The sequence below is a fragment of the Geothrix sp. genome (genome assembly GCF_030219325.1).
GTDB lineage: Bacteria > Acidobacteriota > Holophagae > Holophagales > Holophagaceae > Geothrix.
The window spans coordinates 2,279,744-2,305,110 of the sequence record NZ_CP126625.1 but is presented as its reverse complement, the minus strand read 5'-3'; the positions used below and the strand labels follow the sequence as shown (position 1 = coordinate 2,305,110).

General features: G+C 64.3%; 19 protein-coding genes. 10 read left to right on the top strand and 9 right to left on the bottom strand.

What is annotated here, in order from left to right:
- Positions 1 to 12 precede the first annotated feature (12 nt).
- From QOZ81_RS10330 to QOZ81_RS10320, 3 genes are all read right to left on the bottom strand, one after another.
- A complete protein-coding gene (locus QOZ81_RS10330; RefSeq protein WP_291207140.1) occupies positions 13 to 1,521 on the bottom strand; it encodes an alpha/beta hydrolase in 1,509 nt (502 codons plus the stop codon).
- 147 nt (positions 1,522 to 1,668) lie between these two features.
- Complete coding sequence (locus QOZ81_RS10325) at positions 1,669 to 2,664, bottom strand: hypothetical protein (RefSeq protein ID WP_291207143.1); 996 nt, start codon at positions 2,662 to 2,664, stop codon at positions 1,669 to 1,671.
- 64 nt (positions 2,665 to 2,728) lie between these two features.
- Positions 2,729 to 3,448 (bottom strand): alpha/beta hydrolase, encoded by a 720-nt coding sequence (locus QOZ81_RS10320; RefSeq protein ID WP_291207146.1) that lies wholly within the window; start codon positions 3,446 to 3,448, stop codon positions 2,729 to 2,731.
- A gap of 251 nt (positions 3,449 to 3,699) precedes the next feature.
- On the opposite strand from QOZ81_RS10320, the gene QOZ81_RS10315 reads away from it, so the two are divergent.
- Both QOZ81_RS10315 and QOZ81_RS10310 read left to right on the top strand, forming a co-directional pair.
- Positions 3,700 to 4,989 (top strand): AAA family ATPase, encoded by a 1,290-nt coding sequence (locus QOZ81_RS10315; RefSeq protein ID WP_291207149.1) that lies wholly within the window; start codon positions 3,700 to 3,702, stop codon positions 4,987 to 4,989.
- Positions 4,986 to 5,501 carry a hypothetical protein gene (locus QOZ81_RS10310; protein ID WP_291207153.1) on the top strand — a complete coding sequence of 172 codons (516 nt, stop codon included), beginning with the start codon at positions 4,986 to 4,988 and terminating at the stop codon, positions 5,499 to 5,501. Before QOZ81_RS10315 ends, QOZ81_RS10310 begins: the two co-directional genes overlap by 4 nt.
- Positions 5,502 to 5,555: 54 nt before the next feature.
- Here QOZ81_RS10310 and radA read toward each other — a convergent pair whose 3' ends face one another.
- The 3 genes from radA to QOZ81_RS10295 are packed head-to-tail and all read right to left on the bottom strand — an operon-like array spanning position 5,556 to position 7,788.
- The gene (radA, locus tag QOZ81_RS10305; RefSeq protein WP_291207156.1) at positions 5,556 to 6,920 is read right to left on the bottom strand and encodes a DNA repair protein RadA; all 1,365 of its coding nucleotides are present in this window, start codon (positions 6,918 to 6,920) and stop codon (positions 5,556 to 5,558) included.
- Positions 6,920 to 7,318 carry a cobalamin B12-binding domain-containing protein gene (locus QOZ81_RS10300; protein ID WP_291207159.1) on the bottom strand — a complete coding sequence of 133 codons (399 nt, stop codon included), beginning with the start codon at positions 7,316 to 7,318 and terminating at the stop codon, positions 6,920 to 6,922. Before QOZ81_RS10300 ends, radA begins: the two co-directional genes overlap by 1 nt.
- Before the next feature lie 14 nt (positions 7,319 to 7,332).
- A complete protein-coding gene (locus QOZ81_RS10295) occupies positions 7,333 to 7,788 on the bottom strand; it encodes a tRNA (cytidine(34)-2'-O)-methyltransferase (protein ID WP_291207162.1) in 456 nt (151 codons plus the stop codon).
- A gap of 11 nt (positions 7,789 to 7,799) precedes the next feature.
- Here QOZ81_RS10295 and QOZ81_RS10290 point away from each other — a divergent pair, with 11 nt between their 5' ends.
- Positions 7,800 to 8,159, top strand: a complete 360-nt coding sequence (locus QOZ81_RS10290) for a histidine triad nucleotide-binding protein (RefSeq protein WP_291207165.1) — start codon at positions 7,800 to 7,802, stop codon at positions 8,157 to 8,159.
- Positions 8,160 to 8,168: 9 nt separating this feature from the next.
- Here the strand turns inward: QOZ81_RS10290 and QOZ81_RS10285 are convergent, their stop codons facing one another.
- Positions 8,169 to 9,410, bottom strand: a complete 1,242-nt coding sequence (locus tag QOZ81_RS10285) for an HD-GYP domain-containing protein (protein ID WP_291207168.1) — start codon at positions 9,408 to 9,410, stop codon at positions 8,169 to 8,171.
- A 298-nt stretch (positions 9,411 to 9,708) separates the two neighbouring features.
- On the opposite strand from QOZ81_RS10285, the gene QOZ81_RS10280 reads away from it, so the two are divergent.
- The 5 genes from QOZ81_RS10280 to QOZ81_RS10260 all read left to right on the top strand — a co-directional run bounded on the left by QOZ81_RS10280 (position 9,709) and on the right by QOZ81_RS10260 (position 17,406).
- On the top strand, positions 9,709 to 10,827 hold the full coding sequence (locus QOZ81_RS10280; protein WP_291207171.1) for a TlpA disulfide reductase family protein: 1,119 nt from the start codon (positions 9,709 to 9,711) through the stop codon (positions 10,825 to 10,827).
- A 101-nt stretch (positions 10,828 to 10,928) separates the two neighbouring features.
- On the top strand, positions 10,929 to 11,930 hold the full coding sequence (locus QOZ81_RS10275; protein WP_291207175.1) for an ABC transporter ATP-binding protein: 1,002 nt from the start codon (positions 10,929 to 10,931) through the stop codon (positions 11,928 to 11,930).
- Positions 11,924 to 12,595: a hypothetical protein gene (locus QOZ81_RS10270; protein ID WP_291207178.1), complete on the top strand. Its 672-nt coding sequence runs from the start codon at positions 11,924 to 11,926 to the stop codon at positions 12,593 to 12,595. Before QOZ81_RS10275 ends, QOZ81_RS10270 begins: the two co-directional genes overlap by 7 nt.
- Positions 12,596 to 12,701: 106 nt before the next feature.
- Complete coding sequence (locus tag QOZ81_RS10265; protein WP_291207181.1) at positions 12,702 to 15,926, top strand: serine/threonine-protein kinase; 3,225 nt, start codon at positions 12,702 to 12,704, stop codon at positions 15,924 to 15,926.
- 10 nt (positions 15,927 to 15,936) lie between these two features.
- Positions 15,937 to 17,406 (top strand): aminotransferase-like domain-containing protein, encoded by a 1,470-nt coding sequence (locus tag QOZ81_RS10260; RefSeq protein ID WP_291207184.1) that lies wholly within the window; start codon positions 15,937 to 15,939, stop codon positions 17,404 to 17,406.
- A 53-nt stretch (positions 17,407 to 17,459) separates the two neighbouring features.
- Here QOZ81_RS10260 and QOZ81_RS10255 read toward each other — a convergent pair whose 3' ends face one another.
- Both QOZ81_RS10255 and QOZ81_RS10250 read right to left on the bottom strand, forming a co-directional pair.
- Entirely contained in the window at positions 17,460 to 18,638 is a 1,179-nt protein-coding gene (locus QOZ81_RS10255; RefSeq protein ID WP_291207188.1) for a TlpA disulfide reductase family protein, read from the bottom strand.
- Between the two features lie 566 nt (positions 18,639 to 19,204).
- The gene (locus tag QOZ81_RS10250; protein WP_291207190.1) at positions 19,205 to 22,054 is read right to left on the bottom strand and encodes a TonB-dependent receptor; all 2,850 of its coding nucleotides are present in this window, start codon (positions 22,052 to 22,054) and stop codon (positions 19,205 to 19,207) included.
- A gap of 302 nt (positions 22,055 to 22,356) precedes the next feature.
- On the opposite strand from QOZ81_RS10250, the gene QOZ81_RS10245 reads away from it, so the two are divergent.
- Together QOZ81_RS10245 and QOZ81_RS10240 are read left to right on the top strand one after the other, a co-directional pair.
- Positions 22,357 to 23,871, top strand: coding sequence for a M16 family metallopeptidase (locus QOZ81_RS10245; protein WP_291207193.1), 1,515 nt, complete (start codon positions 22,357 to 22,359; stop codon positions 23,869 to 23,871).
- Positions 23,871 to 25,346: a M16 family metallopeptidase gene (locus tag QOZ81_RS10240; RefSeq protein ID WP_291207196.1), complete on the top strand. Its 1,476-nt coding sequence runs from the start codon at positions 23,871 to 23,873 to the stop codon at positions 25,344 to 25,346. The genes QOZ81_RS10245 and QOZ81_RS10240 overlap by 1 nt, the downstream gene beginning before the upstream one ends.
- The last annotated feature ends 21 nt before the right edge of the window (positions 25,347 to 25,367 follow it).

The window sequence follows — 25,367 nt, the reverse complement described above, 5'->3', positions numbered from 1 at the left end:
TAGGCCCCGCTTTTATTTCGCCGATGGGAGCGCGTGCAGGAACGAGGGCCGGGTTCCGATGGTGCCCGGCTCCGGACGACGCGCGGGATCCGCCAGGAAGGCCTTCATGATGCGGGCCGCTTCGGGATGGCTGAACAGGGGCACGTGGGACATGCCGGCGAACGCGATCAGGTGCGCGCCGGGGAGCCGAGCTGAGGTGCTGCGCGCCCAGGCGATGGGCGTGTCCGGGTCGAATTCGCCGGCGGCGATGAGCACTGGCAGGGTGCTGGACACGGGCCGGTTCTCGGCGGGATCAGGTCGCCCCTGTGGCCAATCGGTCAGCGCCGCGGGATGGACCGCCGTCTGGACGAAGGTCTTCAACTCGGGGGGCAGCCCCAAGGGGCGGAGCATCCGGTCGGGCCGCTCGAAGGGGAATTCCTCGTTGCACCAGATGGCCAGCCGCATGCCGATGGCAGAGCCCTGGGTGGAGCCCAGGTACTCCTCCAGGAAGGGCCCCAGGGCCTGGGTCTCGCCGCGACAAGCCGCATCGAGGACCAGGGGCAGGCGGCGGATGCCGCCGGCGGACTCGAGCGCCGCATAGACGCAGTTCATGATGCCCGCTCCGTCGAGCCGCACCGTGAGCGGCGTGCCATCCATGGGGTTCTTGATCGCGATGGGGACCGGGTGCAGGTTGGCCGCAGTCAGCAGGCCCCGGAAGCGGTTCCGCAGGTCGGGACAGTGCTCTCGCAGGGAGGCGTCCTCGGTGCAGACCTGCAGCACGCGCTCCAGGACGGCCAGGATGTTGGCCGGGGCCGACTCGTCCCAGTCGGCCTCCAGCGGCAGCACCGAATCCAGGATGGCGGAACGGACGCCTTCGGGGTGATCCCGCAGGACCGTCAGCATCAGCTTCGTGCTGTAGGAGACGCCATAGAGGTTCCAGGAGGGGATCGCGAGCAGCCGGCGCAGTTCCGCGATGTCGGCGGCGCTCTCCCGGGTGGTGTAGCCCGCCAGGTCGATGCCCTGGCTTCGGAACTGCCGCAGTGTCGAGGCCATGGCCTGGCGGACGGCGGCGGGTTCGGGGTCTCCGTTGAGACGCTTTCCCCAGCCGGAGCGCAGGGCGGCATCAATCGCAGGCGACATGAGGCTCGGCTCGGCCCAGTGCGTGCCCCGCTGCTCGATGAGGATCACGTCGCGCTCATCGAGGAGCGGGTTGCGCTGCCGGTTCCTGGCCGCGCCGAGCGAGCTCCCCCCGGGACCGCCCGCGGTGAAGAGGACCGGGTCCGCCCGGGGGGATGCGCTCCGGCTCTTCATGATGATGAACGGCAGCCTCACCGTGCGCTGGCCCGGGGTGGGGAAGCGGCGCTCCGGGACGACGAGGTAGCCCGTGCGCAGGTCGGGAGCCTTGTCGACGATGGCCGCAGGGAGGTCCGACCACTCGATCCGCGTGATGGGCGTTTCCGCGCTCAGCATCGCGGCCAGAAGCATCGGCAGGAGGCTGCGGCCCACTCGATCCGGCTTGCCGAGGAAGCAATGGCTTGTCATGGCGAGAACCTCACGGGGTGCACGGTCTCATGGCTTGGCGCAAAGGCGGGGCCGACTGCGATCATGAGGTGGGTGCATTTGCTACGGTTGGTCAGGCCGCCTGGATTAGCCCGGGGCGGGATCCATCGGCCTCAGAACGGCCCTCGCTCAGCTTGCGTTCGGATGCCGCTCCAGCATCTGTCGCAGGACTGGGTTCCGTTTCACCAGGTCCTGGCGGCGGAGGTGGGCGATGAGCTGGGGCGGGGCCGCGCTCCAGCGGGCGATGTTCTGGACCAGCAGGGTGGAGGTGTAGGTGCGCCGGCAGAGGATGGCCGTGGCGTGGCTGTCGATGGTGAGGCCCACGAGGCTGGCCAGGCAGCGGCCCTCCGTGGAGAGGATGAGCTCCGCGCGCTCCTCGCCCGCCCGCTGGGTGAAGCTGGCCCGCAATACGTCGCGGGCCATGGCGCGGACCTGCTCCGGCGCCTCCCGGGAGATGGCCACCAGGTACTGGTCCAGCAGGCGCCTGGTGGACCAGAGGCGGCGGTAGAGCCCCGGAGGCAGGAGGGGGTTCTGCAGCAGGGCGCGGCGCACGCCGCCATCCTGGGTGAAGGCCGGGCGCCCGCCGAGGGCCTCCAGCCCGGCCGTGGTGCGGTGGTGGGCCGCGATGAGCCGGGCGTGGAGGCCGCCCACCCGGGGGTTCTCCAGCACGGCCCGGATGACCTCCGCTGTGGGGTCGAAGCACCAGGCGCAGAGATCGGGCTCCACCGCCACCTTCGCCTGGGCCACCCGCTCATCCTGGGGCCGGCCGTGCAGGTGCAACTCGAAGAGCTGGCGGTGGGTCGTGGCCCTGCCGGCGGCGAGGGGATCCTCTTCCGTCGGATCCGTGGCTTCTGGATCCACTGTGGCCTCCGGCGCTGGGACCGGCTCTGGGTCGGCCTCCATCGCAGGGCGCGCCGCGGGCGCTTGGTTCAGCGACGCCACGGCGCCCATGCGTACCAAGTCATCAAGCAGGCTGGTGACCTCATCCTCACCCAGGTTCATGAGGGCGGCGAGGGTCGGCACGTCGAGGGCGCCATCCAGCAGCGAGAGCAGGTAGCCCTGGCGGGGATCGAGGGGCAGGGCGAGGTGATCCACCCCTGCCCGGGGACGCGGCTTCCAGGTCATCGGTCGAGCCTAGATCCAATCGGCCCGGAAGGCACCTGGAGAATCACGGCTGTGGCGTCCCTCGTTATTCCCTGACCAGGCTGGGGGCCGGGGTGCCGGGGCCGGGATTCCTGCCCGTGCCACTGTCCGGCACGCGGATGAGCCACGGCATCCAGTCCTTGAAGGTGGGGGTCCAGTAGGTCCAGTCATGACCACCTGGGCGCAGGTCCAGGTGGACCGGACGGCCCCGCTCCTCGCAGCGCTGCGCGAAGTCGCGGCAGGCTCCGGCCAGGTGGTACCGGTCCTCGGTCCCGGCGCCGATCACCAGCTCGGTCTCACCTCCAAGGTGCGTCCAGGGATTCCACGGGGCGAAAAGGGCGGGATCCTGGGGGAAGGTCCGGCGCAGGCTGCGTCGGATGAACCACTGGTAGCTGGTGAAGGGGGCCTTCACGAAAGCCGGGGACAGGGCGAGGCAGCGGGAGAAGGCCTTGGTGCGGGCCGCGAGGTTCAGGGCCCCGAAGCCGCCCATGCTCAGGCCCGCGATGGAGCGGGCCCTCGGCGTTCCGCCAAAGCCCGGATGCTGGGCCTCCAGCAGGGGCAGCAGCTCGTCCATGAGGAAGCGCTCGTAGGGAAAGGAGCCATCCAGGCGATCCGCGTACCAGCTCTGGAAGTGGGTGACCGCCACCCAGAGGCTGGGCGGCAGCTCGCCTTTCGATTCCTGGTCAGTCAGGAAGGTCTCCAGGCCTTCGCGCAGGAAGTCCTCGGGGCCGTCCCAGGCACCCGGAAGGAAGAGCACCAGCTGCATGGGGGACTCGGGATGGGTGGACCGCCATCCGCCTTGGACGGCCGCAGTGGGCACATGAACAACCAGACGCACCGTTCTCTGCAGTAATACAGAGCGGATGGTTACATAGCCATCAAACGAATTTGTCGCAAACAGAATTGTCGTAATGGCCGTAAGAGAATAACCTAGCTTCATGCTGTCCTCCCTCGCAGCCTTCAATTCTGGATTAGACCTGGAGTTTGCCTTGCAGTACAAAATTTTCTGGAGGCTTCTTGATTACTAAGCTGAGTTTAGAAAATTGGAAAAGTTTTGAAAAAGGCGAATTACATTTCGATCCAATGACAGTATTAATTGGCACAAATGCGAGTGGGAAAAGTAACGCACTTGATGCATTAATGTTCCTTTATCGAAGTGTTAGCGGTACTAATTTGACATCGTCCATAAGGGGCGAACAAAACCTGCCGGCCGTTCGAGGTGGATTGGATTGGGCTGCCAGGTCCCCAGGAAATAAATTTCGAATTGGTGTAACAGTAGAACCTTTTCAACAAGATCAATTGGAAATTATCAGTGAATATACATACACTATTGAATGTGTGATTAATGCGAATCGATGTGAAGTCAATTCGGAATCAATTATTAGAAAAAAATATAAAGTAAGTAAAAATGGAACGAGAAAATTTATTCAAAATGCTGAAGTTGGATTATTAAGAACAGATCTGTGTGCGATTGGATCTCCAACAATAACTGCGCGGCTCTATAATGGAAAGAGTGGTACGGTAAGATTTATGACTCGTTCTAGTTCATTATTATTTCAATTGAATAATACTGAACTAGCATTAGATATATCTGAAGGGGTCTCTCTACTGGTATCTGATTTTAAGAAAATATTTATACTCGATCCCATTCCAAGTCATATGAGAGATTATCGAAAGTTATCCGATGAATTAGAACCGGATGCAAATAATGTGGCTGGTGTTTTGGCAGCTTTTCCGCCCAAAGAAAAAGCTGAGATTGAAGCTCAAATAACTGAATTTACGAGGGCACTCCCTGAAAAAGACATTAAGCATGTATTCGCCGAGGCTGTCGGAAAATATAATAGCGATGCAATGCTTTACTGTGAAGAGGGTTGGAATGCAGACTCAAAAAACCAAATTGTAGATGCAAGAGGAATGTCGGATGGAACTTTAAGATTTATTGCGATTGTCACAGCACTGCTTACTCGACCAATTCAGAGTCTACTCGTGATCGAAGAAGTAGATAATGGGCTCCATCCATCACGAGCAAAAATTCTAATTAACATGTTGAAAAAACTGAGTGCAAAGCGACATATTGACCTCCTGATCACAACTCATAATGCAACGCTGTTGGATGAGATGGGGCCAGAAATGCTAGCCTTTATAGCGATAGCGCATAGAGATTCAATTACTGGGAATAGCCATATTTCTTTGCTTGATGACATTGAACCGCTAGCAAAGCTCCTTGCAAGTAATTCAGTTGGGAAATTGTCTAGCCGTGGAGTAATTGAAAATGCTTTGTCTAAGTTAAATGGTAGCCAAGCATGAATAAGCAAGTATTGATCCTGGACTCTAGTATGGTTTGTACTTGGCTGGGTGTGCCGGGTATGGATGTTACGGGCCCAAAATCTGATCCTTGGGACCAAGGAAGGATTCAAAACCTTATTGATGTAAAAAAAACAAAAGGGTTCATTTTTATTCTGCCGATCGCCGCTTTAATTGAAACCGGGAACCATATCGCTCAAACCTCAAATGTAAAATGTGCAAACTTGCTTATGGAATTATTGAAACAAGCAATTAATGGAGATTCACCTTGGGGAATATTCAATGAGCAGAGCATCATTTGGGAGCCACCAAACATCGAGCGTATAGTTGCCGAATGGCCTGATAGCATTAAGCACGGGGTCTCTTTTGGGGATTTTACAATTGAATTGATCGCACAATTTTATATGGATCGTCGGTTCGAAGTAGAAATTCTCACCTCTGACCAAGGGTTGCAAGATCGTGCACGAGCCTCCTCACGACTTCCAAAGCCTCGTAGGTCTAATTACCAATCATAGATTTAATTCGTCATTATTTGATCGAAGTTCGAATTAACTCACCTGGAACCGTTCCTACTCCTCCACCACGCCCTTGAGCCAAGCCTTGCCGCGCAGGCGCTCGACGCTGGTCTCCAGGAACAGCTCCAGGGGGCTCTTGCCTTCGAAGCCCAGCCTGGGCACGGCGGCGCAGGCGAAACCCAGGCGGGCGCCCTCCTGGAGGCGCAGGGGCAGCTGGGCCACGGGACGCACCTCGCCCGTGAGGCCCACCTCGCCCATGAAGAGGCACTTCTCCGCCAACAGCCGGCCGCCTGCACTGCTGCACAGCGCGGCGATGACGGCCAGGTCCGCGGCGGGATCCTCGATCTCCAGGCCGCCGGCGACGTTCACGTAGACGTCGCGGTCGTGCAGCTGCACGCCGCCGCGGCGCTCGGCCACGGCGCAGAGCATGGCCAGCCGCTGGCCATCGATGCCCAGGGCCGTGCGGCGGGGGATGCCCAGGCCCGCGGAAGCCACCAGGGCCTGGATCTCCACCACCATGGGCCGCGTGCCGCTGAGCACCACGGTGGCCGCGCAGCCGGGCCGCGGCTCGGCATCCAGGAAGAAGGGATTGCCCTCGGCGGGCACCAGGCCCTTTTCCGTCATGGCGAAGACGCCCAGCTCGAAGGCGGCGCCGAATCTGTTCTTGAGGGCTCGCAGCAGGCGGTGGTGGTGGTGCCGGTCACCCTCGAAGGCCAGCACGGTGTCCACGAGATGTTCGAGCACCTTGGGGCCGGCGAGGCTGCCGTCCTTGGTGACGTGGCCCACCAGGACCAGGGGCGTACCCGTGGTCTTGGCCCAGCGGGTGAGCAGGGCGGCGCAGCCCCGCACCTGGCTCACGCTGCCCGCGCTGCTTTCGAAGTCGGGATCGAAGAGGGTCTGGATGCTGTCCACCAGCAGCAGGCCCGGTTTCATGCGCTCGGCCTCCTCGAGGATGCGCCGCACGTCCGTTTCGGCCAGCAGATGGATGCCCGGGTTCTCCGCGCCCAGGCGCTGGGCCCGCAGCTTGATCTGGCGCTCGCTCTCCTCGCCGCTGGCGTAGAGCACCGTGCCCGAGGTCGTGGCGGCCCACTGCAGCAGCAGCGTCGACTTGCCGATGCCCGGCTCGCCGCCCAGCAGGGCCACCATGCCGGGCACCACGCCGCCGCCCAGGACGCGGTCCAGCTCGCGCAGGCCCGTGGGGATGCGCTGGGTGTCGGAGACATCCACATCGGGGAGGGCGATGGGGCCTGAGTAATGGCTTTGCGCGTAGGCCGAGCCCGCCCGTTGGAGGTCGCGCTTCAGGGCACCGCGGACTTCCTGCACGGTATCCCAGGAGCCGCAGGCCGTGCACTTCCCCATGGCCTTGGGGTGGCGCGCGCCGCAGGCCGTGCATTCGTAAAGCGGGCTGGTCTTGGCCATCAGTCGTGGATCGCGCTGCGGATGAAGGCCACGATGTCGTCGGTGTTGGTGCCGGGCTGGAAGATCTCGCGGATGCCCGCGGCCTTGAGTGCGGGGATGTCCTCGTCGGGGATGATGCCGCCGGCGAAGACCAGCACGTCGTCCGCGCCCTGTTCCTTGAGCAGCCGCAGCACCTCGGGGAAGATCTGGTTGTGGGCGCCGCTGAGAATGCTCATGCCCAGCACGCGGGCATCTTCCTGCACCACGGCGGCGGCGATCTGCTGAGGCGTCTGGCGCAGGCCGGTGTAGATCACCTCCATGCCGGCATCCCGCAGAGCCCGGGCCACGACCTTGGCGCCGCGGTCATGGCCGTCGAGGCCGGGCTTGGCGATGACGACGCGGATCGGCGCTTGGCTCATGGGGACTCCCGGGTTTACCAGTTCTCAGTCTGCCTCAGGGCCTCGTAAAGGCCAATGGCCGCGGCCTGGGCCTGGTTGAGGCTGCGATGGTGGTCGCCCAGCATGGGGATGCGCACGAGGTGGTCCCGGTTGGCCTCAAGCAGGTCATCGGGCAGGCCCACCGTCTCGCGGCCGAAGACCAGGCCATCGCCGTAGGCCCAGGGCACCTGGGTGTGGCGCCGGGCCCCCTTGGTGCTGAAGAACCAGAGCCGCTTCGCGGGATTCCGCGCCAGGAAGTCCTCCCAGTTCTCATAGTGGGTGGGGTCCAGCTTCTCCCAGTAGTCCAGGCCGGCCCGGCGCACCTGGGCGTCCGTGGTCTCGAAGCCCAGCGGATGCACGAGGTGGAGCTTCGCCCCGTTGTTCACGCAGAGGCGGCCGATGCTTCCCGTGTTCTGCGGAATCTCAGGCTGGTGCAAGATGATGTGAAACATCGGAGGTCCTGATGAGCGCCCCTACGAGCGAGTGCCTGTTCTGCAAGATCGCACGGAAGGAGATCCCTTCGGCCATCGTGTACGAAGACGATACTCTCATCGCCTTCAAGGACATCTTCCCGCAGGCGCCGGTCCACCTGTTGATCATTCCGAAGGTCCACTGCGAGGGCCTGGGGGACCTGACCCCGGAGGCCGAGGCCGCGGCCGCCCGGGTGCCCCGCCTGGCCGCGAAGCTGGCTGCGGAGCACGGGATCCAGGCCAGCGGCTGGCGCCTCATCAGCAACTGCGGCGCCGATGGTGGTCAGACGGTCTTCCACCTGCACTTCCACCTGCTGGGCGGGAAGCCGCTGGGCGGGAAACTCTGCCAGTAGGAGGGTCCCTCAGGCCTGGTCGCGGCGGACGCCGGCATGGGCCGCGGCCATGGCCTCGCCGCCGCAGGAGACGAGGTGGGCCACGATCTCCGGCTCCGCCAGTCCCCGGGCCGAGAGGTTCGTCATGAAGGCCAGGGCCTGGGTCTGGTTGAGCCCCCTCCGGTAGGGCCGGTCCTGCACCATGGCCTGGAAGATGTCCGCGATGCGGAGGATGCGGGCCTCCAGGGGCAGGAGGCTGGCATCGAGGTGGAAGGGGTAGCCGCCGCCGCCCGGAGCCTCGTGGTGGTGGGCGGTCCACTGGGCGATCTCCTCGAACCCGTGGAGGTGGCGCAGGATCTGGTAGGTCTCGAAGCTGTGGGTGTTGATGACCTGCCGTTCCTGCCAGTCCAGCTGGCCCGGCTTGTCCAGGATCTCGTCCGGCACGCGGAGCTTCCCCACGTCGTGCAGCAGCCCCGCGATCTCGAGCTTCCGCTGGCTGCTCTCCCCCAGCTCCATCTTCCGGGCCAGGAACCGTGACAGCTCGGCCACGCCCAGGGAGTGCTCGGCGGTGAAGGGGCTCTTGGCATCGACGATGCGCGAGAAGATCTCCGCCAGCTGCCTGAGGTCGCCCATGCTGGCCGCGTAGCCCAGCCGCTGGCTGTGCACCTCCTGGATGAAGTCGTTCATGGGCCGGGGTTCCAGCATCAGCCAGAAGGCCTCTGAGCCCGACGTCTCCAGGAACAGGTCCACCAGCTCCGGGTTGAAATCAGTACCCGAATGCTGCCGGATCCGCTCCCGGATCTCCGGGGCATGGAGGATGGGCGAGCCCTGGGAATGGTGGGTGACGGCCAGGGCGTCCACCCGGTCCACCAGGAAGACCAGGTTGGCCTGCCAGGCGAGGGCGGGGTCGATCCCCTCCTCCATGAGCCGCGTCCAGGGGGTGTGGTGGCGCTTCACCGCCGGGGCGAGGGAGGCCAGGGGCTGGAAGCTGGCTAGCAGCCCGGCGCCGGTATCGCAGTGGGCCTGGACGTCCGGTGCGGCGAAGGTGGTGATGATGTTGTGGTGGACCTGGGTGGACGACACGCCGATGTCGTGGAGCATGCCGAGGTCGAAGAGGAAGGTGACCTCTTCCGGGGCCAGCCCGGCCCGCCTTCCGCACTCCGCGGCCATGACGCCCACCCGCTTGCCGTGGCCCACGTCGTCCACGCCCACCAGATCGAGCGCGTCGGAGAGCGTGCAGATCAGATGTCGGAGGTCGGCCTGGAGGATCATGGCGGCTCGCTCACTGGGTGGAGATGACCCAGACGATACTCCACTCCAGAATACTTTTCGCGATCCGGATCGCTTGACTTTCGCTGGCCTGGCGGTGGGAGACCCGCCTGGACCGGGCCGGGGCCCTCGGTGAGCCCCTTCTCCTCCGGGGCCCCGCCCCGCGGGTGGAATCGGCCGGGTGATGGCCGGCTTTGAAACCGGTGCATGTCCAAAGTCCGAAACCGGAGTAGGACCCGCTAGGGGGTGGGGCGAATACTTGGCAGCCGAAACAGAATCGGTTTATCCCCAGGAGGACTTCATGCCCCGACTTTCTCAGTGGCGAGGGACAGTGCTCCTTCTCGCCACGTCCTGCCTCGCCCTCTCCGTCCCCGCTGCCGCCCAGGCGCCGACGGCCCAGGCGGCCGCCGTCAACCTCAAGGTCGGCGATATGGCACCGGCCTTCACGCCTGGCACCTGGATCAAGGGCGAGCCTCTGTCCGCCCTGGCCAAGGGCCAGGTGTACGTCCTGGAATTCTGGGCGACGTGGTGCGGACCCTGCAAAGCCGCGATTCCCCACGTATCGGGCTTTGCGAAGAAGTACGCCGGCAAGATCACGTTCATCGGCGTCAATGTCCTCGAAACCGGCAAGACGCCCGAGGACATGGACCAGAAGGTGAAAGACTTCGTCAAGGAGAAGGGCGCGACCATGGACTACCTGGTCTGCCGCGACACCCGTGATGAGCAGATGAACACGAACTGGATGAAGGCCGCAGGCCTGGAGGGCATTCCGGCGACCTTCATCGTGGACGGCTCGGGCCGCCTGGTCTGGCAGGGGCATCCCATGGCCATGGAGCCTGTGCTTGAGAAGGTGGCGGCGGGCACCTTCGACCCCGTCGCGGAGAAGGCTGCCGCGGATGCCAACGCCGAGGTCGAGAGGGCCATCGGCAAGGAGATGGCGGCCAACAATTGGCAGGGGGTCATGGACCTGCTCCCGAAATACAAGGCGCTTGATCCGGTTTCAAAGGATTGGGGCGGCTATTTCAAATTCATGGCCCTGCTTCGCCTCGATCCCAACGCCGCCCAGGAGATGTTCGATCGGATGCACAAAGAACGGCCGGACCTGACCATCACCTACCTCGGCCAGATCGCCGCTGCGGATGGGCTGGCCAAGTCCTGGTACACCAACGCGGCCACGGAACTGAAGGAGCTGGTGAAGAAGGATAAAGTCTGGTACGGGATGCTGGCCAAGGTTCAGGCCAAGGCCGGCGATTTCAAGGGTGCCGCGAAGAGCAAGGCCGCTGACATCAAGCAGCTCCGCGCCAGGATCCCCGAAATTCTCAAGGAGCATCCCGATGCGGGCGCCATGATCAAATCCAAGTTGGCGGAAGAGGAAGCCAAGCTGAAAGAGTACCGGTCCGCCGCCGCGAAGCAGCATTGATCGAGGATCCGGCCCTTGGGTGCAGGCCGGGGAGAGGGGTCACGGGATCCCTCTCCCCGGCCTGCGTCAGGGCCACCGGAACGAAGCTATCCAGGTGAACCATGATCAGCCATGCACTGCCTTCCCCTCCTTCCCTTGTCGTGGCGGAGGGCCTGACCAAGCGGTTCGGCGAAACCACCGCTCTGGACAAAGTGTCCTTTGCCATTTCCCCCGGCGAGATCATCGGCTACGTCGGCCCCAACGGCGCTGGGAAGACCACGACCATGCGGATCCTGACCGGCATGGAGACGGCCTTCGGAGGCGACGTCCGGATCTCGGGAATGCGTCAGCCCCTGGACCGGAAGAGCATCCTGGGACAGATCTCCTACCTCCCCCAGGACGTGGCCTTTGCCCCCTGGCGAACGGCGTGGGAGACGCTGTGGTTGTTCGGGAGGCTTTCGGGGATCTCAGAGGCGCCGCTCCGGCAGAGAATTCGGGAGGTTCTGCAGCAGGTGGGCCTAAGCCCGAAGGCCGAGACCCGGGTCGGCACCTTTTCTCGGGGCATGAAGCAGCGGTTGGGTCTGGCCCAGGCCATGCTGAACGAGCCAAAGTTGATGATCCTGGACGAACCGTTCAATCACCTCGATCCGGGTGGACGCCAACACGTCAAGGGCGTGCTTGCCGAACTGAACCGCAAGGGCGTCGCCATCATCTTCTCGAGCCACATCCTCGCCGACGTCGAGGAATTGATGCAGCGGCTCCTGGTCATCCGGAACGGGCGCCTGATCTTCGATGGCACGGTCGACGCGCTGAAAGCGGAGCACAGGGATGCCGAAGCGGTGGAAATCGGCTTCACCGGCATCCTTCCCCATGCCCGGCTGAGCGCCCTCCCCGGCGTGGCGCGACTTGAACTGATGGCGCCCAATGTCATGCGCCTGCACCCAGTCGCTGGTGCGGACCTGCTCGCCGTTGCGACCGGCCTGCTCGGCCAGGTCATCGCAAGCGGCCATGGGATCCGTTTCGTCAAGCCCCTCGTCCCATCCCTGGAAGCCATCGTGGGGCAGATGACGGGGAGCCCCACGGAGGGGGCCCGGGAGCAGGAAGAGGAGGGCATGGCATGCTGACGCTGCTGATTCTTGATGAATTGACACACCTCCGGCGCAGCCGGCTGATCCAAGTGGTGCTCGTGTGCGTCGCACTTCTGATGCCGATCGCCCTGCTGGCAAGCCGCGATCATGTCCAAGTGATTGCGACGATGCTGCTCACGTTGACGGCTCTGTTCACTGCCCTCCTCACGGGATCCGTCGTGACGGCTTCCCTGACCTCCGACCTCCAGCAGGGCGTACCGATCCTGTTCGCCATCCGGCCCGTGCCCAGGGCCTACTTCCTCCTGGCCAGGGGCGCGGGAATGGCGATCATCCTGACAGCCACTCTGTGCGTTGGAGTCGGGGCCCTGTTCCTGGTCAACGCCGCCCTGGCAAGGTTGCCCCTCGATGCCGCCGCCCTGTTCAGGATCCTCCTGCTCATGCGGATCCCGGGGATCCTGCTGGCCATGGCCTGCGGCCTCCTCATCGGGGTCCTGAGTGAGGGCATTCCCAGCAGCTTGGCCGGGTTCATGTTCCTTACCTGCGTCCTTTCTTTCGCTTTGGACTATGCCGCCACCAAGGTCTCAGGGTGGTTCGGCTGGAGCCCGGCGGCGGGCGAAATCCTGCACCTTGCCTTGGTGCTCTTCGCGACTGCCACGCTGATCCTGGAGGCATCTCGCCGTTTCTCGAAGAAACCGATCTGATAAGCCGGACCTGGGTTCTCCCGTATGCCTTCATAGCAACGGGCGGAGGATGCGTAAGCTATCCTGTCTTCCACCCGGCCCCAGCGAAGACCGAGATCCACACTCCATGTTCTCCTTGAACCTGACATCCCGCGTCCTTAAGGAGGCCCAGTCCCACGGACTTGTGGGGGAGGAGCGCCGGGAAGACGACGGGCCCCTCGCCACCGAGGGTGGCCGCGAGGCTGACTACTGGGGGGCGGAACTGGCCTCCCTTGTGGCTTCGGGCCGGTTGTCGGGGGCCATGGTCAACACCCTGGCCTGGGAGGCCATCGGCGGCGAGGCCGGGTCCTGGGCCGATCCACTGTTCAAGGGTCCCGCTCCCATCGGCGAGCTCAAGGGCCTGGGGGACCGTTACCAAGACCTGACCCCTGTCGGGGAAGGGGCCAGCGCCTACGTCTACAAGGGGTTTGACACCCTGCTCCAGCGGCACGTGGCGATCAAGGCGCTCAAGGATCCGCGGGGGCCCATCCTGGAGGAGGCCCGCGCCCAAGCGAAGGTCGAACACCCCAACGTCTGTCGGGTCTATGAGGTCGGCCAGGGCTACCTGGTCATGCAGCTCGTGGAGGGCCCAACCCTGGCGCAGATGGCGCCCAGCATCGATCTGGCCGAGAAGGCCCGGATCATCCGGGACATCGCGCAGGGCATCCACGTCGCGCACCAGAAGGGCCTCATCCACCTCGACCTGAAGCTCAACAACGTCCTCATGGAAAGGCACGAGGATGGGATCTTCCATCCCGTCATCAGCGATTTCGGCATGGTGTCTGGAGCTTCCCCCAGACCCTCCAGCGGCTGCAACCTTGGGACTCCGCCGTACACCAGCCCGGAGCAGCTGGCCCGGGATCCGGCCTTGATCGGGCCCGGGGCGGATGTCTATGCCCTCGGGGTGATGCTCTACGTGCTGCTGGCCGGCGCCATTCCCTTCGAGGCCCACGACTTCCCGGGCCTCCTGGAGGCCATGGCCAAGGCGCCGCCCATTCCCCTGCGCCGGCGGGTTCCGCAGGTCGCCCCGGACCTCGCGAGGATCGTGGCCAAATGCATGGAAAAACGCCCCCAGGACCGTTACGCCAGTGCCCGGGACCTGGCGGACGACCTGGATCGCTTCCTGCGGGGCGAGGCCGTGGGGGCCATGGGCAAGGCGGGGACCTACCGCCTTGCCAAATGGTTCCAGCGAAACCGCAAGCTTCAGTGGGTCATTGGCCTGAGCCTGGCACTCCTGGTGGGCTCGCTGGCGTTCTTCGTTCGCCACTCGACCTTCATTTCGCAACAGGCGGAATGGGACCACCATTTTCAGAACCTCGTCGACCAGCTTGGCGCGCACCTGGACCGGAGCTACCGCCTTCCGGCCCACGACCTCCGCCCCGCACTCCGGGAGGCCGCGGTCTTCATCGAGAAGCTCGAGGACGCCAGGCGTCGTGGGGGCCCCGCAGCCCAGGGGCCCGCCTGCCTCGCCCTGGGGCAAGCCCATTTCCTGCTTGAGGACGATGAAGACCAGGCCGTGATGTACTTCCAGAAGGCCTGGGACATGGGGTACCAGACCGAAAGCGCGCGTTCCTGGTTGGCCGTCGCCATGCTGGCCACCTACCGGAAGGCGACCTGGAGTTTCGTTCCGGGGCTGCACGACAGCGCCAACCCGGATCGCGCCGAGGAGGTCCGGCGCCAGTACTTGGACCCAGCGCGGACCCTGCTCAAAGGCAGGGGCAGCCTCGACCAGGCGCGGTTGAGGTTCCTCGTGGATCTGGCCGATGCCAAGATCCTGGATGGGAGCAACCCCGACCGGTTGCTGGGCCTGATCCAGGCCTACCGGGCCCAGTTTCCCAACGACCTGGAAGGCATGTTCGAGGAGGCCGCAGCCCTTTCCTTCAAGGCCGAGTTGCTGGTGACCACGGCGAGCCTCAAGTCGCCCACGTATTCTCCGCCCGGGCTCCAGGAGGCAGAATCCTGCCGGAAGCGCGTCCGGGAGCTTCTGGGGGAAGTCAAACGCATCGCGCCCAGTCTCCCCAAAGTCTATGGCGCCCTGGCGACGGAGTACATGAGGGAGAATTCCCTGCCGACCAGGGAGACCGAGCCCACCCGTGAGCTTCTCGCCCAGACGCGGGTTCTGCTGGACGAAGGCCTCCAGATCCGCCCCGATGATCCGACCCTGATCCTGCAGTATTCCCAGTTCCTGACCAAGCACGTGCTGTCGCTCCACCTGGCCTCCGGCCTGGATCCCGCGCCGGTGGCCCGGGATCTCCAGGGTCTCCGCACGCTCAGTGCATCCAACCTCGACGGACAGGGCCCGCGGGCGTTTCTCGAAGCCGCAGCCGTGTTCCTGAGGAAATGCAGCTATTACGGAGTCCGGCCGCCCCAGTCCATGGTCGATGCCTGCGCGGGGTGCGCCAAGGAGGCCTGGACGGGGAACGCATCCGAAAGGTTCATGGCGTGTGCCGCCGCGGCTCAGGCCCTTGCGGAAACGGGGGCAAATCCCGTTCCCTGCATCCAGGACATCCATGAGGTCTTCCATCCCGCGACCGTCCCGGAATGGTACGCCCTCGCCAACCTCGATCTGCTGGCCGCCGAGCATGTCTGGCTTGACCATGGTGACCCGTCACCCTGGATCGCACGGGCGCAAGCCGCCCTGCCGAAAATGGACTCCTATGACATCTACAAGAGCGGGCTTGCCAAGAGCATCCGCATCAAGAAGGCACAATTGCTCGAGGACGAAGCCTCCTGGGCGGACCTGCGTCAGGACCTTGTGGCCCTGGGCAAGGCGGGGGCCGGGATGCCGCCACGCAATCTCCCCGATGCCCTTGAATTGAGCTTTCTCTTGGCTCGTCACGCCCAGACCTCGAAGGCGGAGGCGCAGCCCTACCTAGATGGGGCCCAGGCCTGCCTTCGGGAGCCCGTGCTCAAGGATTACGTCTGGACTCCCGGCTACCAGGAGCAGCTAGCCACCCTTTGCCTCTTGGGCGCGGGCCGGGCCGAGGATCCCGATGCCCTCCTGGCCCAGGCCCTGGCCGCGGCGGACAAGGCCCTTGAACAGCTCCTGCCCCCCAGGATCACCGGAGATGCCAGAACGCTTCGCCCACGGCCGGACAATTACCCCGACTATCCCGCCGCCCTTGCCAGGATCCGGCCCCTGAAAGCCGAAATCCTCACGGCCATGGCAGCCCGCGAGCGGCAACCTTCGGTGCGGATCGATCTTGCCCGCAGGGCTCTGGCGGCACTCGAACAAACTCTGAAGCAGGACCCCTTCAGGGAACGGCGCCTGCGCCCCCTCCTCGACCAGGCCCGGACCCTCTCCAGGAGCTGAAACCCATCCCATGCGCCCCCAGAGCCTCTTCCTCACCCTTGCCGACGCCCCCGGGTCCCCCCTCTATCAGCGGATCGCCCTGACCCTCCAGAATGCGATCCTGGAAGGCCGTGTGCCGCGCCAGACGGCCCTGCCGGGGTCCCGGGTGCTTGCGGATCTGCTGGGGGTCAACCGGAGGACGGTCATCGCCGCCCTCCAGGAACTGGAAGCCCAGGGCTGGCTCGTCACCCGGCCCAACAGCGGGACCTTCGTGGCCGACGAACTCCCCTCGGGGGCGGGGGTAGGCCCCCACCCGGGGACCCTGCCGGGGGCGCAGGTCGGGTTCGACCTGCCCAGCATCCTTCAGCCGGCCTCCATGACGGTGGCCGGCGACCTCTTGCTGGAGGATGGGGCGCCCGATCCACGACTGGCCCCGGCTGAGGAACTGGCCAAGGGCTACCAGCGGGCCCTCCGGCGTCACGGTCCGCGCATTCTCTCCGACCGCGATCCGCTGGGGACGCCCCTGCTGCGGGAGATCGTGGCGGCCTGGGTTTCGGAACGGCACGGGGTGTCCGTCGGCCCGGAAAGGATCCTGATCACGCGGGGCAGCCGTGAAGCCTTGGTCCTTTTGGCGGGCGCCCTGTTCCGGCCGGGGAGCCTCGCGGCGGTGGAGAATCCTGGCAACCGCAGGGCCTGGGATATCTTCCAGCAGATCGCGAAGATGGAACTCCGCCCGGTGACGGTGGACGCCGAGGGCATGGTGCCCTCCGCCCTGGAGGCCGTCCTGCGACAGGACCGGATCCGGGTGCTCTACCTCACGCCGCGGCGCCAGTTTCCCACTACGGCCGTCCTCTCGCAGGAGCGGAAGAAGGCGATCCTGCAGCTGGCCGAGACTTACCGACTGGCCGTCCTCGAAGATGATTATGACGGCGAGTACTGCTACGAGGGGGCCCGTACCGAACCGCTCCTCTCCATGGATGGCACCGGGCAGGTCATCCACATTGGCTCCCTGTCGCGCCTCCTGGCCCCGGGTCTCAAGCTCGGCTACATGGTTCTGCCGCCGCCCCTCATCCCCTACCTGGCGAAGCTCCGCCGGAGCCGGGGGGAACTGGGAGATCCGGTGCTCGAATGGGCGGTCGCAGACCTCATCCGGGATGGAGAGCTCGTCCGTCACCTCCGGAAGGTGCGAAAGATCTACGCGTCCCGGCGCGATTTCCTCGTGGCCAGACTGCAGAAGGACCTGGGCGACCATCTTGAGGTGGTGACTCCCCAGGGAGGGCTGAGCCTCTGGCTGCGCGGACGGGAAGGAACCGATCTGGAAGCCTGGATCCAGGCCGCTCGCTCCAGCGGGTTGATCCTGAATCCCCCGTCCTTCTTCCACGAGGGGACGCCGGAACCTGCCTTCAGGATGGGTTTCGCACAGGCGGACGAACGTGAACTTGAAGAGGCCGTAACACGCCTGGAAAAGGCCCGCCGCACATTGGGCCCGGTGGCCGGGTAGTCAGAAACGGTACGGCCAGATGCCCAGCATCCGGCCGTACCGGACCCGAGGGCCTACTGGTTGGCCGCCGTCTGGTACCGCTTCAGCTCGGCTTCGATTTTCGAGGTGTAATTCTTGACGAACTTCTCCCCTTCAGCTCCAGGGTTCTCCTTGAGCTTTTCCGCGGAGTAGGGGAGCCACCACGCCAATTCCCTGGCCTTGGTTGCCACGGCGGCCTTGGTGTCCCCCGCATTGAACTGGGCCAGGGCCAGCTTCCCGAGCAGGGCGGGCTCCTTTTCCACTTCAGGTGTGAGCAGGGTGGCCGCCCTGGCGTACCAAACCTTGGAGAGACCTTCTTCGCCAACGATGAGAATGCCGAGGTTCAGGAGAATGTCAGAATCCTCCTCAATGATTTTGGCATAGGCCCTCTCCGCGGCCTTTTCGTCCAGGTGCAGCTGGGCCTGCAGCGTCCACATGTCCGCTTGCTCCTTGCCCGTCTTGGTCGAGGGTTGGAAGGTGCCCAAAACACCGAGGACGCCTTTCCAGTCCTTGGCCAGGGTCAACTTGTAGATGTCCATCTGGACCTTTTGCTCCATTTCCGCAGCCTTCGTGAAGGCCGCGGCATCAAAGGTTCCCGCGACGACGGCTTCGACCACCTTCTCCATGGTCATCGGGTGTCCCTTCCACACGATCCGGCCCGAACCGTCGACGATGAAAGCCAGTGGAATGCCTTCCTCGCCGGCAGCTTGCATCCACGTCTTGTACATGGCTCCGTCTGGAGTGTCCCTACAGACCAAGTAGGCCATGGCGTCGCCCTTGGCCTTGACGAAGGCAGCCACGTTCTTTTCGATGGCCTCGGGGGACTTGCCCTTCTCCAAGATATCCACGCCGATGAACGTGGCCTTGCCCTTGTACGTCTTGGCCAGTTCCGACAGATGTGGCATGGAGACCTTGCACGGGCCGCACCAGGTCGCCCAGAACTCCACGACGTAGATCTGTCCCTTGGCGAGCGCGGCAACCGGTTGCCCCTTCAGCCACGTTCCGTGGACAAAGGGCGGGGCCACGTCCCCGACCTTGAGCGTGATGGCCGGTGCCTCTGCCACCTGGGCAGGCGGAGGCGCCGGCGCCGCGGCACAGGCGGGCAGGGCAAGCCAGGATGCGGCAAGGAGGAGGGCCATTCGAGTGGTCCGCGGGGTGTGAGGCATGGGTTGCTCCAGTGAGAGGCCGGAATGGTCCGGACGGTTGATCGTCATTGCTCCTGCGGACGCCGAGATGATCCGGCTCCGGACGTAGTAACTGCACGAATGCACATTCCACCGCGGCTCATCGGCATCGGTCGGATTCCGGCCCTTTCGCGCGGGCCAGGTAAGTGAACATCGTGCAGATCCCCACCAGGAACAGAACCAAAAGCCAGAAGTCGCCCCTGCCCAGGAGAAAGTCCCCTGTCCGTGCGAGCTTCGTCAGCACATCGCTGAGGAAGGCGCCCGCCGGGGACGCCGCCTGGGCCAATTTCTGGGCCAAAGGCGCCACAAGGCTCTGGAGGTAGCGACCAGACTCAGTTGCGTGGGGAGAAGGTACGGGCCATCCGATGAATTCCGAAAGGATCATTAGTCCCATGACCGATTGACCTCCTTTGGGGGCTTCAAGGGCGGGGCCGCCGTTGATGCATGTTCCAGGTTGGGCCAGGCCGCATGCATGGGCATGATCCGGAATCCGAATTGGCGACTGCACCGGTTCCGGCGTAAACCGACAGTCAGAGAGGCCGGACGGTGCGAGTCTCAGCTCACTCCGTCCGGCCTGTTCCGTGGGGTCTGTCCGGCTAGAACCGGATGCCGAGATCCAGGGTGACACTGCGCGGGGGCACGTTCACGGTGCCCAACCCATCGACCAGCGTGAACGGCACGTAGGACCCGGTGTAGGCGGTCCCATAGTACGTGTTCATGGTGTTGGGCATGTAGTTCAGGATGTTATTGATATTGAACTTCACGAACCCCTTGGCCCATTTGGCGAAGGGAGCCTCGTAGCCAATCTGCATGTCCAGGGTGAAGTAGGCAGGCTGGTGGTGGGGACCAAGTTCGGGGAAATACTTCCGGTACGTGTAGGCATAGCCTTGGGCCACCAGGCTCGGATCGGTCAGGGCCACTCCCCAGCGATAGCCGTAGGTCTCCTTCCCGAAGTAACTGCCCAACAAGGAGACGTTGTAGGTCCCCTTGCCGAGCGAATTCCGGTAGACCAGGTCGGTATGGGCGATGAGGGGGCGGTCGAGAGGGAAGGAAGGACCATAGGGCGCCAGCCGGTCCCGGCTGATGCCTGAGCCGAAGTTGTTGGCCTGGGCGCCATCATTGCCCATGGCGCGGCCCCAGGTGACGTTGCCTCCGAAGGAGAGGTGCTCGATGGCGTTGTTGCGGTAGGTCACCTCGAGTCCATAGTAGTCACGCTTCCCGTCGGGGTCGTTGGAGATGAGGACCTTGGCCACGCCCGGAGCGATGCCGTCTCCGTACCAGATGTCGTCCACGAACCGGTCCATCCAGCGGCGGATCAGGGTCGCGGCGAAGGCCTGCTTCTGGGTCTCATGGTGGAAGCCGAGGGTGATTTCCCGGGTCCTCGGGGCCTTGAGGTTCGGATCCACGAACGTGGTGCGGTTCTGGATGGGATCAAGGGTGCTCGCGGGGTTGCCCTGGCCCGTGGCGCCTGCGAGGTTGCCCCAGGCCGCCCAGTTGATGGCCCCGGTGGAGGTCAGGGCGTCCGCGCCCGTGCCCTGGGCGGGACCGCCCGTGCCGATGTAGACGTAGTTCTTGGTGATCGGGGTCTTGGTGACGGTCGCGTTGGCCAGGTTGCCCTGGAGGATCTGGGCCGTGTAGACCGCGGCCGTGAGCGTGACCACGTCCTGCCGGTCACCCTTCAGGTCATAGTTGAAAGCCAGGCGGGGCGCATATGCGTCCGTGGCATAGTGGTTGTTCTCGGGCGTGGTGTCGCTGGTGAACTTGTCGTAGCGCAAGCCCAGGTTCAAGGACACGTTCTTGTTGATGGTCCAGGTGTCGTTCACGTAGAGCGAATGGTTCTTGGTCGTGGCCTTGCCGGTCATGGCCTGCTGCCAGGTCAGGCTGGTCAGCGCGGGGTTCTGGACCTCGAGGATCCGGTTGGACAAGGCCGGGGTGCTGGCCCCCGGGGTGAAGCCATTGAAGCTGATGAGGTAGCCCGACGGGAAGTCCAAGGCCCCGGATTCCAGCGTGAACTTGTAGCTCTCGATGCCCGCTTCCAGTTGGTGCTCGCCCATGGCATTGAAATACTCAGTGACGCCCACGCTGAAGACTTTCTGGTGCCTTTCCTCCTTCACACTGGTGAAGGCGCCGTTGTCGAACAGGGTGAAGTCCGGCACATCCAGCCAGGTGACGACGGAGTCGCCCCCAGTCGAACCCGTTCCGGAGCCTCCCTTCTTGTAGAAGGCGTCGTTGTACTTGACGTCCAGCAGGAGATTGGATGAGAGCTGACTGGTCCAACCCAGTGAGTAGTAGCCCCGCTCCTGGTGGTCGAGCCCGCTCAGGGTCGCCAGAGAGGAGGGGTTGCCGTAATTCGTGCTCTGATTGGTATTGTCGGACTTGACCGCGTTGTACTGGAAGGAGAGCCGGTTGGACGTGTCCACGGACCAGTCCAGCTTGAAGTCCTGTCGGGTTTCGCTGCTGGTTGCCACGTAGGGTACGCTGCCGAAGGTGAGGCCGTTGGTCGCCTGGGCCGTCTTCTGGCTCGGAGAATAGGTCTGGTAACCCAGGGAGAAGAACAGCGTGTCCTTGATGATGGGGCCCATGAAGGTGTACGACTGGATGGTCGTGGTGTTGTCCAAGGGCCTGGACAACGGTATGCCAAGGGCCTTGTAGATCTCGGGGGTCTTGCCGACGCCGCCCCACTTGGGATTCGAAAGGGTCATGCGCGTCGACCCTTCGAAGGTGTTCGATCCGCTTTTGGTCGTCACGCTGAACACGCCACCATCAAACCGGCCATATTTCGCGGAAACCCCGCCTGTGAGCACCTGGATCTGGTCCATGAGGTCATTGTTCAAACCGGTTCCCATGTTGCCAAAGTTGGAATCGGTGGTGTCCACGCCGTCCACATGGAAGGCCATGGTCGAGGCCCCATGGATGGCGTACCCGGAGTTCGTTCCGGGCACCAGGGTCATCATCGTGGTGAACCGATCCATGGTGGTGGTGACAGGAATCGGAAGCAGGTCGACGTGGTCCATGGATGTGGTGAGGCCGATCTTCGCCTGGCTCGGATCGGTCGTGTTCAGCGCCAGCGTGGAAGCATAAGCGATCACCTCGATCGTCTGCGCGGCCTGGGGCATGAGGTGGATGGCCATGACGGCAGTCTGGTAGGCCGCCACCAGGACCTCGGTCTTGAAGTCCATCATGTCCTTGATGTTGACCTTCACGAGGACCTTGCCGGGGACCAGGTTGGCGACCAGGAACTGGCCATTGGCGTCCGTGCGGATTTCCCGGTTGCCACGAGGGGTCTCGAGTAGGACGAGCTGGCCGACGGCAGGCTTTCCGTCGGGGTAGGTCACCTTGCCGGAGATGTGGCCCACGGCGCTGGTCTGCGCGACGAGGACGCCGGAGGAGGCGATGAGCAGGGCGCAAAGGCGCCCGGACAGGGATCGTGCTTTGAAGTGATGCATGGACACCTCATGAATGGGGGTGGTGGGAGATGGGTTTCAGAGATCTGCCGAAAGCTTGTGGCGGTTCCCCCCAAGGGGATGCTCCGGTTTTCAGTTTTTGGCATGCACCGGTGCACCCCCACCCCCAGGTGTGGACGTAGACACGATCCTAAGCCGTTGCGCTCGAACCGGAGCCCTGGGGAATCCCGAAACCGGACTACCTCGCGGCGGAAAGGCCGAACCAGACTCGGAGCTTCCGCGGATCACGGCTGCTTCCCATGTCGCCCGCACGTCCAAGCCAGCACCTTCCCCAAGGCGAGACCATGAAGCATCGAATTCCCCCGACCTTGCTAGCGGCCCTCCTGGGCATCCCAGGCCTGATGGCCCAGGAGATCCCGGTCCAGGAACGCGTCCTTCCCAACGGCATGCGCGTCATCCTGGTGGAACGCAGCGGGGAGCCCAGCATCTCCTGCGGCTGGGTCGCCAGGGTCGGCAGCGCCGACGAACGGCCGGGCATCACGGGCATCGCCCATCTCTTCGAGCACATGATGTTCAAGGGCACCCGCGTCATCGGGACCCGGGACGCCGTGCGCGACATGGAGCTTAACCGGGAGCAGGACCGGGTGGTGGTCACCATCCGCGAGGAGCAGGACCTGCTCCGGGAGCGCCTGCGCCGGGGTGAAATCAAGGACATCGGGGACCCGAACGCGAGGACGCCGCGCCTCCAGGCCGCCCTGGACGCCCTGGACAAGCTGGTGCGGGAGCAGCGGGAGCTCATCGTCAAGGACGAATTCAGCAAGGTCTACAGCCAAGGCGGCGCCACGGGCATGAATGCAGACACCACGAGCGACCGCACCTTCTACCACATCGATGTCCCCGCCAACAAGCTGGAGCTCTGGGCCTGGATGGAAGCGGACCGGATCCGGAACGGCGTGTTCCGTGAATTCTACAGCGAACGCAGCGTGGTTCTCGAGGAACGCCGGCTCCGCGTCGAGGCGACACCCTACGGCAGGACCCTCGAGTCCTTCACCGCCATGCTCTGGCAGGCCCACCCCTACCGCTGGCCCGTCATCGGGTGGCCCAGCGACATCACGACGATCACCCGGGATCAGGCGGATCTGTTCTTCTCGACCTACTACGCCCCCAACAACATCTCCCTCGTGCTGGTGGGAGACTTCCGGACTGGCGAGGCCATGGCGACCGTACAGCGCTACTTCGGGACCCTTCCCGCCAATCCCGTCCCACCGCCCAAGGTGACGACCCTGGAGCCGCCGCAAAGCGGGGAACAGCGCCTTCTGGCCGAGGCCGATGCCATGCCCATGCTCGCGATCGCCCACAAGACGGTCCCTTCGGTGCACAGGGATGCCCCGGCCCTCAAGGTCCTCATGGCCCTCCTCCAGGGTGATTCGGGTCGCCTGAAGCGCTCCCTCGTCAACGAAAAGGGCATCGCGGTGTTCGCGGAAGCCTTTGCCTCTGGCATGAAATACGGGGGCCTTTTCTTCCTGGAGGCCGTCCCGGCTCCAGGCCACGCGCCGGAAGAGCTGGAAGCTCCGCTCCTCGCCGAAATCCGGACCCTTCAGGAGCAAGGGGTCAGCGACCGCGAACTCCAGAAGGTGAAGAACCAGCTGGCTGCCAGCGCCCTTGAAATCATCGAGAAGAACAGCGATCTCCGCGACCAGCTGGCCGAGGCCGAGGGCGCCGGGACGTACCTGGATTTCCTGGCGCAGCCGGCGCGCCTGCAGGCCGTGACCCGGGAGGACGTCATGCGGGTCGCACGCGCCTATTTCACCCACGAAAACCGCGCGACCGTGATCGTCCGCCGCAAGGAGGCCAAGTAATGGTCCGCACCTCATTCCTGACCGCGTTCCTCGGCACCGCGCTCCTGGCCCAGGCCATTCCCCCGCGGCCCGAAGCCATCGCCTTCAAGCCGCTGGCCTTCTCCGTTCCCCGCGCCGGATCCTTCAAGACGCGCCTCGCCAACGGCATTCCGGTCTACTATGCCGAGGACCCGGTGGGGGTCTCCTTCGTGCGCATCAAGGTCATGGTCAAGGGAGGCTCCTACCTGGACCCCGCAGGCAAGGAGGGGCTGGCCACCCTCATGGGCTCCCAGCTGCGGGACGGGGGGACGCAGAAGGTCTCCGCCTCCGATCTGGACGAGCGGCTGGAATTCCTCGCGGGGAACATCACCAGCGACTTCGGCGCCACCTCCGGCACGGTGTCCATGACCATCCTGGAGAAGGACCTCAAGGAAGGCCTGGACCTCTTCATGCAGGTGCTCACCCAGCCCGCCTTCGCCCAGGAGCGCCTGGACCGGGCCAAGGACGGTTTCCGGCAGATGATGGCCAGCCGCAACGATGCGGTCGGCACGATCGCGCAAGCTGAGCTGGCGCGCCTGCTCTACGGCCCGTCCCATTTCCTGTCCGTCCAGCCCACCACTGACAGCCTTGCCTCCTTGTCCCGGGAGGACCTTGCCGCCTGCCACGCCCGCCTGCTCCATCCGAAGAATCTCGTCGTTTCCGTTTCCGGCCGCCTCAAGCGGAAAGACATGCTGGAGCTCCTCCAGAAGACCCTGGGACGGATCCCGGCGGGACCCGCAGCCCAGGCCAGCCCCGCCGTGCCTGTCCCGGCCCACCGCCCCAGGCCGGGCATCTACGTGGTGGACAAGGATGTCCCCCAGAGCCTCGTCCAATTCGCCCTGCCTGGGCTGCGGCGGACGGATCCCGACTGGCACGCCGCCGTCGTCCTGAACCAGGTCCTGGGCGGCAGCGGCTTCACCTGCCGGCTCATGAAGAAGATCCGCAGCGACGAAGGGCTCACCTACGGCATCGGCACCCAGTTCACTGATGGCGCCTTCTGGACCGGGCTCTGGAAGGGGTCCTTCCAGACCAAGAACCTGTCGGTCCCGTTCGCGCTGCGGCTGCTTCTGGCCGAGGTGGAGCGCATCAAGTCTGAGCCCGTGCCCGCCGAGGAACTGGCGAGCATCAAGGCCGCCATCATCGAGGCCTTCCCCTCGGAATGGGGAAAGAAGCCCGTGGTCGTGGACACCCTTGCCAAGGAGCAGGTCCAGGGTTGGCCCGAGGACTGGTGGGTGGACTTCCGGGACAGGATCCAGGCCGTCACGGCCGGGGATGTGCAGCGGGTGGCCCGCCAGTACCTTGATCCCTCCCGGCTCACGATCCTCGTCGTGGGCAAGGCCGTCGACGCGGAGGCGGGGGATGCCAAGGACCATCCAGGCCTCCTGAAGGACGTCGCCCCTCTGCCCCTGACCCGGCTGCCTCTGCGCGATCCACTGACCTTGAAACCCCTTCCCTGAAAGACCTCCCACGATGCGAAC